Consider the following 13,856-nt stretch of genomic DNA (forward strand, 5'->3'; position numbering starts at 1 on the left):
TCTTTGCGAATTTGACCGCACTTTATAAGGAACAAAAAATGTCAAAACAAATTCAAATTCCTGATATTGGTAGCGATGAAGTTACTGTAACGGAAGTAATGGTTAAAGTCGGTGATACCATTACAGTAGATCAAAGTATTATTAATGTGGAAGGCGATAAGGCTTCAATGGAAGTACCTGCACCGGAAGCTGGCGTGGTAAAAGAAGTTTTAGTGAAGGTGGGCGATAAAGTCACTACAGGCACGCCAATGTTGCTATTGGATTCTGCGGAAGTAGCTGAATCGGCTCTGGCATCAGCACCTGTACAGGATGTTAAACCGGCTGTTGCACCAGCGGTAGCAAGCGTAGTCGAAGTCAATGTGCCTGATATTGGTTCTGATGAAGTAAATGTTACTGAAATTATGGTGAAAGTAGGCGATTCAGTTGAAGTGGATCAATCTATCATCAATGTAGAAGGTGATAAAGCTTCTATGGAAGTGCCGGCACCAATCGCAGGTGTGGTAAAAGAAATTTTAATCAATGTGGGTGATAAAGTTTCTACCGGAAAATTAATTATGAAATTTGAAGTGGCAGGTGCAGCACCAGCTGTTTCTGCCCCGGTTCAAGAAACGACACCAGCTGCCGCAGCGGCAACATCGGCAATTAAAGATGTGAACGTGCCGGATATCGGTGGCGATGAAGTGAATGTCACTGAAATTATGGTTGCGGTGGGCGATACCATTTCCGAAGAGCAATCTTTAATTACGGTTGAAGGCGATAAAGCCTCAATGGAAGTTCCTGCACCGTTTGCTGGTGTAGTAAAAGAAATTTTAGTGAAATCAGGTGATAAAGTTTCTACCGGTTCATTAATTATGCGCTTTGAAGTGGCGGGGGCTGCACCGGTTCAAGCTCAAGCAGTAGCACCTGCGCCACAAGCTGCGCCAACATCAGCCGCTCAACCGGCTCCGGCAGCCCAAAGTGGCAATGTATCAGGTTTAAGCCAAGAACAAGTTGTAGCAAGTACAGGTTATGCGCACGCTACTCCGGTAATCCGTCGTTTAGCTCGTGAATTTGGCGTGAACTTAGATAAAGTAAAAGGTTCAGGTCGTAAAGGGCGTATTGTTAAAGAAGATATTCAAGCTTATGTGAAGACTGCGGTTAAAGCTTATGAAAGTGGAACGACCGCCTCTGCTGCGGCTGGTACGGGTGTGGCAAATGGCACAGGCTTAGGCTTATTACCATGGCCGAAAGTGGACTTCAGCAAATTTGGTGAAGTAGAAGAAGTGGAGTTAAGCCGTATCAATAAGATTTCTGGTGCAAACTTACACCGTAACTGGGTGATGATTCCACACGTAACTCACTTTGATAAAGCGGATATCACCGATTTAGAAGCGTTCCGTAAAGAACAAAACGTATTAGCTGAAAAACAAAAACTAGGTGTAAAAATCACGCCGGTTGTGTTCATCATGAAAGCTGTGGCGAAAGCATTAGAAGCGTATCCGCGTTTCAATAGCTCTATCACGGAAGATGCACAACGCTTGATCTTGAAAAAATACATTAACATCGGTGTGGCGGTTGATACGCCAAACGGCTTAGTCGTACCTGTGTTCAAAAATGTAAACAAAAAAGGGATTATTGAGCTTTCCCGTGAATTAATGGAAGTGTCGAAAAAAGCACGTGAAGGTAGACTTTCTGCCTCCGATATGCAAGGCGGCTGTTTTACCATTTCCAGCTTAGGCGGTATCGGTACAACGCATTTTGCTCCGATTGTAAATGCGCCGGAAGTCGCTATTTTAGGTGTTTCTAAATCTTCTATGGAACCGGTATGGAATGGTAAAGAATTTACTCCTCGTTTAATTCTCCCAATGTCATTATCTTTCGATCACCGTGTGATTGATGGGGCTGACGGAGCACGTTTCATTAGCTACATTGGTTCTGTATTAGCGGATTTACGTCGCTTAATTATGTAATAAATAACGCCTCTCGTACGATTGAGGGGCGTTTTTTTAAATGTTCCTGATTGCTCGAAAGAGCGGTCAATAATTTCAACGTTTTTACGAGGTAAAAATGAGTAAAGAAATTAAAACCCAAGTCGTTGTACTTGGTGCCGGGCCGGCAGGCTACTCTGCTGCATTCCGTTGTGCAGATCTTGGCTTAGAAACAGTGCTTGTTGAACGTTATTCTACGCTTGGTGGTGTGTGTTTGAATGTAGGTTGTATTCCATCTAAAGCCTTATTACACGTTGCCAAAGTTATTGAAGAAGCAAAACATGCTGGAAAAAATGGTGTTTATTTTAGTGAGCCTAAAATTGATTTAGACCAAGTTCGTGCGGGTAAAGATGCGGTTGTTGCAAAATTAACCGGCGGTTTAGCGGGTATGGCGAAACAACGTAAAGTAACTGTAGTAGAGGGTTTAGCCGCTTTTACCGACCCGAATACCTTAGTTGCCCGTGATCGTGACGGTAACCCGACGACGGTAAAATTTGATAATGCGATTATTGCGGCAGGTTCACGTCCAATTGAGTTACCTTTCATTCCACACGAAGATCCGCGTATTTGGAATTCAACCGATGCACTTAAATTAAAAGAAGTACCGAAAAAATTACTCATCATGGGTGGCGGTATTATCGGTTTAGAGATGGGAACGGTTTATCACGCATTGGGTTCAGAGATTGAAGTAGTTGAAATGTTTGACCAAGTTATTCCTGCTGCGGATAAAGATGTTGTCGCTATTTATACCAAACAAATCGAGAAAAAATTTAAGCTAATGCTTGAAACCAAAGTCACCGCTGTTGAAGCTAAAGATGACGGTATTTATGTCTCAATGGAAGGTAAAGCTTGCAATGATACTAAACGTTATGATGCAGTTCTCGTGGCGATCGGTCGTGTGCCTAACGGCAAATTAATTGATGCGGGTAAAGCCGGTGTTGAAGTTGATGAGCGTGGTTTCATTCGAGTGGATAAACAAATGCGTACTAATGTACCGCATATTTTTGCGATCGGTGATATCGTAGGACAACCAATGTTAGCCCATAAAGGGGTTCACGAAGGTCATGTTGCCGCTGAAGTGATTGCGGGACAAAAACATTACTTTGATCCGAAAGTCATTCCATCAATTGCTTATACTGAACCGGAAGTTGCTTGGGTTGGTAAAACCGAAAAAGAATGTAAACAGGAAGGTTTAAATTACGAAGTCGCGAAATTCCCATGGGCAGCATCGGGTCGTGCGATTGCATCCGAATGTTCGGAAGGGATGACAAAACTTATCTTTGATAAAGATACACATCGCATTCTTGGCGGTGCGATCGTTGGTTCAAACGGTGGTGAATTGTTAGGTGAAATTGGTCTTGCTATTGAAATGGGATGTGATGCGGAAGATATCGCATTAACTATCCATGCTCACCCAACATTACACGAATCGGTTGGATTGGCTGCTGAAGTTTTTGAAGGGTCGATTACCGATCTTCCTAATGCAAAAGCAAAGAAAAAATAGTTAGTTTTTCATGATTAAAAGGCAATCTCTATGGATTGCCTTTATTTTTAGAAGCCATAGCATAAATTAGTGTAAAAATTCAATTTTAACTGTCTATTTTCCTTTATATCTGATAGTATCCCGAAAATCTTATTTTTATATCTTTTAATTATTTTCAATTTTTTTAGTATGTTAAAGCGATTTTTAATGCTTACCGGGATTGTTACCCTCGCCACCGCCTGTTCAAGCGGAAGCAATAATGCCTATCATAATAAAATTTCAGAGAGCGATGATGCACAACTCACCGGATTAATTAGTAAATTAGAAAAGGGTGATCGTAGTATTCGTCACACATTAAGAACAAACCGTCCTCATTCCGGTTTAATTGGTGATAAAGCGCTTGCCGGTGTTTATACAGAGTGGGCGGGAACACGCTATAGAATGGGCGGTACGAGTAAGCGTGGTATTGATTGTTCGGCATTTATGCAGACCACCTTTCTGAATGCTTACGGTATTAAACTCCCCCGTTCTACTGCGGAACTGCGTCATTTAGGGCATAAAATTAATAAACATGAATTACAAAAAGGCGATCTTGTTTTCTTCCGTGGTAATAACCATGTGGGGGTTTATATCGGCAATAATCAATTTATGCATGCCAGTTCGAGCCAAGGTGTTACCATTAGCTCTTTAGATGAAAACTATTGGACAAGAACTTATACCCAATCACGTCGCATTATGTAAAGTAAAGTGCGGTCGTTTTTAACCTATTTTTTAAGGCTAAATGAGATGGTAATTTCATTTAGCCTTTTCTTTTATGACGATTTTTATACCTCTTTCGGTCAGGAAATTTCCATTTTTTCCAGCGTTTTATGATAGAATTTGAACTCAAAAATATTGATATTATCTCACTTTATCATTGAGTCCTTTTATGAATAAACAACTTGAACTGATTAAATCTTCTATAAAATCTATTCCTAACTACCCAAAAGAGGGAATTATCTTTCGCGATATTACCTCATTGCTAGAAGTTCCGGAGGCCTTTAAAGCGAGTATTGATCTGATCGTTGAACAATACCGCAATAAAAATATTACTAAAGTACTAGGTACGGAATCTCGCGGTTTTATTTTTGGTGCACCGGTTGCGATTGCGTTGGCTTTACCTTTTGAATTAGTGCGTAAACCTAAAAAGTTACCCCGTGAAACAATTTCTCAATCTTATCAATTGGAATATGGACAAGACACCTTAGAAATACATGCTGATGCAATTTCTCCGGATGATAATGTATTAATTATTGATGATTTACTTGCAACAGGCGGAACCGTAGAAGCAACGGTTAAACTTGTCGAGCGTTTAGGCGGAAAGGTTAATCATGCGGCATTTGTGATTAATTTGCCTGAACTGGGCGGTGAGAAACGTTTAAATGATTTAGGCGTGGATTGCTATACTTTAGTTAATTTTGAAGGTCATTAACAATACAAACCAATGAGTTATCAAGTTTTAGCCCGAAAATGGCGTCCCCAAACCTTTGATGAGGTAGTCGGACAAGGGCATATTATTACCGCACTTTCTAATGGATTAAAAGAGCAGCGACTTCATCATGCCTACCTGTTTTCGGGTACGCGCGGCGTGGGAAAGACTTCTATTGCCCGCCTTTTCGCTAAAGGCTTAAATTGCATTAAAAACGGTATTACGGATCATCCGTGTGGCGAATGTGAAAATTGCAAAGCCATTGAGCAAGGCTCATTTATTGATCTTATTGAGATTGATGCGGCTTCACGGACAAAAGTGGAAGATACGCGCGAGTTACTGGATAACGTGCAATACAAACCGGTGGTTGGGCGTTTTAAAGTGTATTTAATTGATGAAGTGCATATGCTATCGCGTCATTCTTTTAATGCCCTGCTTAAAACCTTGGAAGAGCCGCCTGAGTATGTAAAATTTTTGCTTGCTACCACGGATCCGCAAAAACTGCCGGTAACAATTTTATCCCGTTGTATGCAATTTCATCTGAAAGCGCTGGATGAACAGCAAATTTCACAACATCTTGCATATATTCTCACCCAAGAAAATATTCCTTTTGAGCCATTGGCTTTAGATAAATTGGCGAAAGCGGCTCAGGGTGGAATTCGCGATAGTTTAAGCTTAACGGATCAAGCTATTGCAATGGGGGATCGCCATGTTACGGTAAACGTGGTGAATGCAATGTTAGGCTTACTTGATGATACTCAAGCCATTGATATTATTTATGCCCTGCATCAGGGAAACGGTGAACGTTTGATGAGAGTGCTTCAAACTGTTTCTGAAAAAGCCGGTGATTGGGATCAATTATTGGCGGAAGTGGCGGAAAAACTTCACCAAATTGCGTTAATGCAGCTATTGCCACAAAATACGGCGAGTGAAAACGAACACCTCACATTTCTTGCAAAATATATCTCACCGGAAGATGTTCAATTTTTCTATCAAGTGATTGTTTCCGGTAGAAAAGAACTGAGTGCTGCACCGAATTATCGTGTAGGCGTGGAAATGACATTATTGAGGGCATTGGCATTTCACCCAAAGTTTCTTACGGCAACACCTAAGGCGAATTTATCTGCCGAGGCGGCACTTTCTGTTGGAAAAGGTGCGGCTGAGAATTCGGGCAATTATATTGATATGCCGGTGTTGTCGCAAAATATTAAATCCAACTATAAGAAAACGAAATCCGTTCAACCTACTTCCTCGAAGCATAAAGAAACAAATTTTGTCGGACTGGCGGCATTAGAAGCCTTAAAACAACTTGATCAAATTGAAACGAGTGAACGACAAGCCCGTCAAAAAGAAATGGATGAGGCGGTGAATAAGGCAATACATCAGGTACAAACACTTGATGAACAAAAAATACAGCGAAAAATGACCGCACTTCCCGTGCGTGAAATGACACCTCCCAAAAAAGTAGTGCAGTCAGGTTCAAAAAACGTGTCGGAGATACCCAAAAATGTTCAAACTATGATGAACATAGTGGAAGATCATTCTGACTTGGAACAGGAAGAGCGGGAAATTATTGAGGCGGAAAATTATCGGTGGGAGTGGAGTAATCCCGAATTGGCAAAAGAGACGCTAACCATTGCACCTTCCGATATTAAACAAGCCATACTGAAAGATATTACTCCGGAGTTGAATTCCCGTATTATTGAAATGACACAAACCCAAGATGAATGGGCTAATATTGTGGAAAGTTCGGGAGTGAGCGGTTTTTCGAAAGAATTGGCATTAAACTGCTTTTTATTGGATAAAACCGAAGAAAAAATCTATCTGGGGCTTCATTCAACAAAAGCGCATTTACGCCAAGAACGTAGTATTCATTTATTGGCAGAAGCACTGAGCCAATTTTATGAAAAATTGATAACCATTGATATTCAATTGGATGATCGGGATAGTGCAACGCCAATGGTTTATCGTAAAAAAATTTATCAAGATTTACGGGAACAAGCCCGTGATGAACTTCAACAGGATAAAAAACTCCTTCTCCTACAAAAAGAATTTGATGCGAAATTAGATATTGAGAGTATTCGTCCTGTTTAGGTTTCATTTTAAAAGTAGCTGTAAAATAGTAAGAAAACAAACCGCACTTTATGGATTTAGGGAATACAAAAGTGAGGTTTTTTGTGGGGAAATTTATTAAATTGGTTTTTTTGATTAATTTAATAGATTTTAATAGTTGAAACCTTTCTATATAATGCGAAGGAAATTTACTTCAACTTAATAAAGAGGAGCATCTCATGACGTCAAAATGTCCATTTTCTCATTCAACACCTTTAACAATGGGAAACGGCGCACCTGTTGCCGATAACCAAAACAGCTTAACAGCCGGCCCTCGAGGACCATTACTTGCGCAAGATTTATGGCTTAATGAAAAATTAGCGGATTTCGTCCGTGAAGTTATTCCTGAGCGCCGTATGCACGCAAAAGGTTCTGGCGCCTTTGGTACATTCACCGTAACCCATGACATCACCAAATATACCCGTGCTAAAATCTTCAGCGAAGTGGGTAAAAAAACTGAAATGTTCGCACGTTTCACCACTGTGGCAGGTGAACGCGGTGCGGCAGATGCGGAACGTGATATTCGCGGTTTTGCATTAAAATTCTATACGGAAGAAGGTAACTGGGATATGGTGGGTAACAATACACCGGTATTCTTCTTACGTGATCCGCGTAAATTCCCTGATCTAAACAAAGCGGTAAAACGTGATCCTCGCACTAATATGCGTTCAGCGACCAATAACTGGGATTTCTGGACATTGTTACCTGAAGCGTTACACCAAGTAACTATTGTGATGAGTGATCGTGGTATTCCGGCAAGCTATCGTCATATGCACGGTTACGGCTCGCACACTTATAGCTTCTGGAACGAAGCGGGCGAACGTTTTTGGGTGAAATTCCATTTCCATACTCAACAAGGTATCAAAAACTTTACAAATGAAGAAGCGGCAGAGTTAATCGCAAATGATCGTGAAACCCATCAACGTGATTTATATGAAGCGATTGAACGTGGCGATTTCCCGAAATGGAAAATGTTTATCCAAGTTATGCCTGAAGCAGACGCGGAAAAAGTACCTTACCATCCGTTTGATTTAACCAAAGTATGGCCGAAAAAAGATTATCCGTTAATTGAAGTCGGTGAATTCGAACTTAATCGTAATCCTGAAAACTTCTTTGCCGATGTGGAACAATCCGCATTTGCACCGAGCAACTTAGTACCGGGAATCGGTGCAAGTCCGGATAGAATGTTACAAGCCCGTTTGTTCAACTATGCGGATGCACAACGTTATCGTTTAGGCGTGAACTACCGTCAAATTCCGGTTAACCGCCCTCGTTGCCCTGTTCACAGCAACCAACGTGATGGTCAAGGTCGTGTCGATGGTAATTATGGCGGCTTACCGCACTATGAGCCAAACAGCTTTAATCAATGGCAACAACAACCGGATTTCGCAGAGCCGCCACTTCGCATTAATGGTGACGCAGCATTCTGGGATTATCGCCAAGATGATAACGATTATTTCAGCCAACCGCGTGCATTGTTTAACTTAATGAAAGCAGAACAAAAACAAGCTTTATTTAACAATACGGCTGCTGCTATGGGCGATGCGCCTGATTTTATTAAATATCGTCATATCCGTAACTGCCACTGGTGTGATCCGGCATACGGTGAAGGTGTTGCGAAAGCATTAGGTTTAACGGTAGAAGATGCGTTGAAAGCTCGTGATACCGATCCTGCGTTAGGTCAAGGCGGTTTATTATAATAGCTTTGTAACCTTTTTAAGAAAAACAGTTGATGTCAAAACGGCATCAACTGTTTTTTTATTAACGTGCGGTTAGAAAATAAAATTTTTTCTGACCGCACTTTGGTTTTATTTATTGTGCGGATAACATTGGGTAGGCTTTAATAAAATCCGGCAATCGATAGGCTTTGCTAAAAATTAAGGTGTAATTATTACGATCATTGTTTACCGCAACCGTCTCGGGGATTGGCTCGTCCAAACCGAACCGCCAAGGTTGATTGCCTATACGTGTAATCAAATATTCATTGCTGATCTCAATAGGGCCTTCATAGGATTTCCCATCTATTGTGATTATTTTATATTCAATAGGCAGATTGACCGATCCGTAAACTGTTTTCCAAAAGAAATAAGGCGACGCGGTCGGGTTTAAAATAGAGCGATTTGTTCCTGCTTTTTGTGTTAGTTCAACCACTTTGCCGTCAGATAATGCTAAATGATGTTGCCCCGGTTCTAAGATGAGCTTTTGCGTTTGATGAGCAGCAAGAGTGATTTCTTTTTCATCTAGTTTAAACGTCACGCTATGATCGGTCGGATTATCTGCATAAACGATATTTTTATCGTACCATGCCGTTAAATCCTCCGCTTCAAATGGGAAATATTTTGCGATAATCGAAACCACAAAATTTCGTTTACCGTCATCGGCATTGTCAGCTGTTGCTGATGTTTGCACAAAAGCTACGCCGACCAAAGCGACGATAATACTGAGTAACATAATCAGTTTTTTCATAGAATTCTCCTAAAAATAACCGCACTTTATTGCTGATAAGTGCGGTTGAAATAAAGATTATTTTCTTGTGGTGTAATTTCCTTCACAGACCCATTTATAGGTAGTAAGTGCTTCTAATCCCATTGGACCGCGTGCATGGAGTTTCTGGGTGCTGACGGCGACTTCCGCCCCTAAGCCAAATTGTCCGCCATCCGTAAAGCGGGTACTCGCATTCACATAAACCGCAGCGGCATCCACTTGGCTTACAAATTTCTGCGCCACGGTTTGAGAGGCGGTTAAAATACTTTCGGAATGTTGCGTGCCGTATTCACGAATATGGGCAATTGCTGCCTGAATATCCTTTACTATCACCACATTTAAATCAAGAGAGCCCCATTCTTCACGTAATTGTTGCTCGGTGATTTCATCTACCGTTGCTCCGGTTTGTTTTAATATTTCAAGTGCGGTTGATTTTGCGTGATATTTTACGTTTTTCGCTGTAAGTTGAGCCACAAGTTTAGGTAAAAATTCAGCGGCGATAGAATCTTGCACGAGTAGGGTTTCTAGGGTGTTACAAGTGCTTGGACGTTGGGTTTTCGCATTGTCGATAACGAGAACAGCCTGATTTTGATCCGCACTTTCTTCCACAAAAGTATGACAAACGCCCACGCCGCCGATAATCACCGGAATGGTGGCGTGTTGTTTACAAAGCTCGTGTAAGTTTGCCCCACCACGCGGAATAATCATATCCACATAGCGATCAAGTTTTAATAATTGCATGACGAGATCACGATTAGGATCGGTAATCGCTTGCACGGCAAATTTAGGTAACCCAGCTTGCTCAAGGGCGTTTTGCACCACCTTCACTAAAATATTATTGGAAAATTGGGTTTCTTTTCCCCCTCGTAAAATGACGGCATTGCCCGTTTTTAAACAAAGGCTTGCCACATCAATAGTAACATTTGGACGTGCCTCATAAATAGTACCGATTACCCCAATCGGCGTGCGGATACGTTCGATTTTTAAACCGCTATCCAATGTTCCCCCATCAATAATTTTACCCACAGGATCGGCAAGCGAAATCACATGACGTACGTCATTGGCAATGCCTTGTAAGCGTTCCGGAGTGAGTTGAAGACGATCAATCAACGCTTCAGACAGTCCGTTTTGCTTTGCCAGTTCAATATCCTTTGCATTCTCGGTTAAAATACGATCTGCTTGCTGTTCTAATTGTTCGGCAATAATATTTAAGGCATTGTTTTTTTCTGCGGTACTTAATTGTGCTAACACAAAAGCCGCTTCTTTGGCTTGTTTTCCCATCTGTTCTAACATAGTATGTCCCTTTAAAAATACAACAATAATGGTGCGTAGCTTATCCGAAAAACGAAGAAGATTAAATGCTTAATAAATAGGATTTGGAGAAAAACTGTATGTTTTTAACCGGAAAAAATGTGAGATTCGCCAAAAGTGCGGTCGTTTTTTAAATGATTTTTAAAGGAAAACAAATGAAAAAACAAATTTTGATTTTTGTATTAGGTTTACTGATGCTCAGCCGTTTTGCGTTTGCGCATAACTTACAACTTGAACAAGCATTACCGGCAGTAAAAGTCGCGGAATATGGCGAGATCCTACTTGTAGGAAAAGAGACCAAATTCCAAACTTGGGCGTCTTCCTCATTAGCGGGGAAAGTTCGGGTGATTCATCATCTGGCAGGAAGAACGGCGGCGAAAGAAAAAAATCAATCAATGATTGATGCCATCAAAGCAGCGCGTTTTTCTTCATCCTACTATCAAACTACGACAATTATCAATGCTGATGATGCTATTGTCGGCACGGGAATGTTTGTGAAAAGTAGTGCGGAAAAGGGTAAAATAGAAAACCCGCACAGCCAAGTGGTACTGGATGATAAAAGTACGGTAAAAAACGCGTGGCATTTAAATGCCAAAGACAGCGCGATTATTGTGTTGGATAAAAAGGGTAAAGTAAAATTTGTGAAAGAAGGCAAGTTGTCTAACGCAGATATTCAGACAGTGATTGCGTTAATAACAGAATTGATGAAGTAATATTTATGCGGAAGTTTAAAACTTCCGCTTTTTTACTTTCTTGAATTATTCGCAAATGACTTCATTAATTGGCTTAGCTCGTCACAATTTTGTTTAAAATTACGACAATGAGAGCAAATCGCCAAATGAAGACGTAATCCCCCCCTCTCTTGCAGAGTTAGCGAACGTTCATGGGAATCTGAAATGATTCTTGTAGCTTGACGGCAACGCATAAAGGCTCCTTATAATTTTCGAGAAAGACAATGTTGCAGTTGTAAGCGTGCACGATAAAGTATAGTGTGTAAATTAGACTTACTTAATCGGGCTTCTTGGCAAATTTCATCTGATGATAATTCTAAAACTTCACGCATCATAAAAACTCGAGCTTGTTGCGCAGGTAGATAAGTTAAGCAGGCTTCAAAAATTAGCCAAAATTCTTCGGCATAAATCTTTTCTTCATACTCTTTTAAATTACTCGGCGCATAGGTTAAATTCCAATGATCGACTTCATCAAAAAATGCATTTGGTGAATCTTCATCTTCTATTTCACTTTCCAAAACAATGCGTCCTTTTTGACGCAAATAATCAATAATTTTATTCTTTAAAATGGCAAACATCCAGGTTTTAAATGCTGCCTTACGTTTAAAATGATCGATATTTTTAAACGCACTTAAAAAGGATTCTTGCACAAGATCTTCTGCAAGTTCATGGCTGTGTAATTGTAATTCGGCAAACTTCAACATTTGTTGCCGAATAGTATTTAATTCCTGTTCGGAAATGTGCTTAGGCATTGTTATTCCTTTCAAAAAATCAGGTAAGAAATGAAAAGTTTCTTCGTTTCGTACCAGTGAATGAGCCCCCACAGAATAATTAAAAAAATAGAGATATTCAACCCATTATCTATCTAATCTTTGGCAGTAATCGGTATTTTCTATTAATATTTAATAAATTTGTTACAGATTGAGCGATAATTCGCCATCCTAATCTCTTTTACGACAAATAAAAATACCTGTGTCGGTTGTATGATCTCGAAAACAGGTATTTGTCACATTATGGGAAAGACGTAATTTTAAAAATTTTAACCGCACTTATCCTATATTATTGTTCGGCAAATTGACGAATTTTCTCTGTATTTAGATGGCCGGGTACGGTTTTTTTGATATTTAAATCACCGTCTAAAAATACATTAAAAGGATAACCGCGTGCACGGGCTCGGTCAATGATTTTCCCTTTTTCATCAAGTAACACCGTAATATTTTTGTATTCTAACCCTTTGTACCATTCAACGAAATCTGCCGTTGCTTTCTCTCCTTTATGAGAGGGGGAAACAAGAGTAATGATTTCAAAATTTTGATGTTGTTCGGCACTTAAATCGTCAATTTCCGCCAAGCCGGCTAAGCAGATAGGGCACCATGACGCCCACATTTTCACATACACCGGTTTTCCTTTGTATTGGTCAAGCGTAACAGGTTGATTGTTTAAATCCTTGAGTGGTACGTCTGCCAAGTTGGTTTTTGCGAAAGCCTGAAAGCTAAATATCATTAATAAGATTGAGAGTAATTTTTTCATTTATTTTTTCCTTTTTGTTCAGCCATACAAGCAGTATGGTTTTATTTAATTCAAGCCATATTCCACTGTGTGGCTTGGTTCATAAAGTCGCATAGCGAGACCGCTAGGCTAAGTTATTGGTGATTAATAAAAATCCCATCACAATAATTAAAATTCCACCGCCAATTTTGAATTTGTCTAAGTGCTTATTTAAGCTTTTAGTCCGTTTAAGCAAACTATCGGAGAAGAGTGAAAACAGCATAAAAGGAGTTGCCAAGCCAAGCACATAAACAAACATCATAGAGGCACCGTAAATTGCCGAACCTTCATCACCGGAAAGCGCAAGAACCGAGGCGAGGATTGGGCCAATGCAGGGCGTCCAGCCAAGACTAAAGGTTAAGCCCAGTACGAATGCCTCAAGTGCGGTCGATTTTCCCGATGTTTTGATCGCCACTAATTTAGTACGTTCAAGTAAGTCGATTTTGGCGATCCCAAGTTGGTGGATACCAAGAATAATCACGATGACACCAGCAATCACACGAGTGGTATGACTGAATAAAATATTCCCTAAAAAACCAAAGCTAAAGCCAAGGCTCACAAAGGTAAGTGAAAGCCCTAAAATAAATAAAAAGGTATTAAGGACTTTTTTCCCGCCTTTGCTTAGAATACCAAAATAAACGGGAATGATCGGAAAAATGCAGGGGGAAAGAAAAGAAGCAATCCCAGCTAAAAATACTGTACCGATAAGAAGTTGTTGGTCTAACATAGTTTAATTTCCTGATATTTTAAAG

Annotated in this window: 13 protein-coding genes; 7 read left to right on the top strand and 6 right to left on the bottom strand. The window is 40.3% G+C overall.

The features are described 5' to 3' along the window. The first annotated feature begins 38 nt into the window (after positions 1-38). The 6 genes from aceF to FEE42_RS00085 all read left to right on the top strand — a co-directional run bounded on the left by aceF (position 39) and on the right by FEE42_RS00085 (position 8,730). On the top strand, positions 39-1,949 hold the full coding sequence (gene aceF, locus FEE42_RS00060; protein WP_164027399.1) for a pyruvate dehydrogenase complex dihydrolipoyllysine-residue acetyltransferase: 1,911 nt from the start codon (positions 39-41) through the stop codon (positions 1,947-1,949). A 97-nt stretch (positions 1,950-2,046) separates the two neighbouring features. Further along, positions 2,047-3,471, top strand: a complete 1,425-nt coding sequence (gene lpdA, locus FEE42_RS00065) for a dihydrolipoyl dehydrogenase (protein WP_059365419.1) — start codon at positions 2,047-2,049, stop codon at positions 3,469-3,471. 168 nt (positions 3,472-3,639) lie between these two features. Continuing rightward, positions 3,640-4,191: an NlpC/P60 family protein gene (locus FEE42_RS00070; RefSeq protein ID WP_059365418.1), complete on the top strand. Its 552-nt coding sequence runs from the start codon at positions 3,640-3,642 to the stop codon at positions 4,189-4,191. A 187-nt stretch (positions 4,192-4,378) separates the two neighbouring features. Next, positions 4,379-4,921 (top strand): adenine phosphoribosyltransferase, encoded by a 543-nt coding sequence (apt, locus tag FEE42_RS00075; protein WP_077582336.1) that lies wholly within the window; start codon positions 4,379-4,381, stop codon positions 4,919-4,921. 12 nt (positions 4,922-4,933) lie between these two features. Next, positions 4,934-7,012: a DNA polymerase III subunit gamma/tau gene (gene dnaX / locus FEE42_RS00080; protein WP_164027400.1), complete on the top strand. Its 2,079-nt coding sequence runs from the start codon at positions 4,934-4,936 to the stop codon at positions 7,010-7,012. A 197-nt stretch (positions 7,013-7,209) separates the two neighbouring features. Then, a complete protein-coding gene (locus FEE42_RS00085) occupies positions 7,210-8,730 on the top strand; it encodes a catalase (protein ID WP_059365415.1) in 1,521 nt (506 codons plus the stop codon). A gap of 112 nt (positions 8,731-8,842) precedes the next feature. On the opposite strand, the gene FEE42_RS00090 is transcribed toward FEE42_RS00085, so the two are convergent. After that, positions 8,843-9,496 (bottom strand): hypothetical protein, encoded by a 654-nt coding sequence (locus FEE42_RS00090; protein ID WP_164027401.1) that lies wholly within the window; start codon positions 9,494-9,496, stop codon positions 8,843-8,845. Between the two features lie 57 nt (positions 9,497-9,553). Then, positions 9,554-10,807: a glutamate-5-semialdehyde dehydrogenase gene (proA, locus tag FEE42_RS00095; protein WP_059365413.1), complete on the bottom strand. Its 1,254-nt coding sequence runs from the start codon at positions 10,805-10,807 to the stop codon at positions 9,554-9,556. Between the two features lie 173 nt (positions 10,808-10,980). Between proA and FEE42_RS00100 the strand changes: the two genes are divergently transcribed. Then, positions 10,981-11,538 carry a YtfJ family protein gene (locus tag FEE42_RS00100; protein ID WP_164027402.1) on the top strand — a complete coding sequence of 186 codons (558 nt, stop codon included), beginning with the start codon at positions 10,981-10,983 and terminating at the stop codon, positions 11,536-11,538. A gap of 32 nt (positions 11,539-11,570) precedes the next feature. Here FEE42_RS00100 and FEE42_RS00105 read toward each other — a convergent pair whose 3' ends face one another. From FEE42_RS00105 to FEE42_RS00120, 4 genes are all read right to left on the bottom strand, one after another. Beyond that, entirely contained in the window at positions 11,571-11,750 is a 180-nt protein-coding gene (locus FEE42_RS00105; RefSeq protein ID WP_077582341.1) for a zf-HC2 domain-containing protein, read from the bottom strand. 9 nt (positions 11,751-11,759) lie between these two features. Then, the gene (locus FEE42_RS00110; RefSeq protein ID WP_059365411.1) at positions 11,760-12,308 is read right to left on the bottom strand and encodes a sigma-70 family RNA polymerase sigma factor; all 549 of its coding nucleotides are present in this window, start codon (positions 12,306-12,308) and stop codon (positions 11,760-11,762) included. Positions 12,309-12,615: 307 nt separating this feature from the next. Beyond that, a complete protein-coding gene (locus tag FEE42_RS00115; RefSeq protein WP_164027403.1) occupies positions 12,616-13,086 on the bottom strand; it encodes a redoxin family protein in 471 nt (156 codons plus the stop codon). Positions 13,087-13,189: 103 nt separating this feature from the next. Then, positions 13,190-13,831 carry a cytochrome c biogenesis protein CcdA gene (locus tag FEE42_RS00120; protein WP_164027404.1) on the bottom strand — a complete coding sequence of 214 codons (642 nt, stop codon included), beginning with the start codon at positions 13,829-13,831 and terminating at the stop codon, positions 13,190-13,192. Positions 13,832-13,856: the final 25 nt, after the last annotated feature.

Source organism: Rodentibacter caecimuris, assembly GCF_010587025.1.
In the GTDB taxonomy this organism is placed as follows: domain Bacteria; phylum Pseudomonadota; class Gammaproteobacteria; order Enterobacterales; family Pasteurellaceae; genus Rodentibacter; species Rodentibacter caecimuris.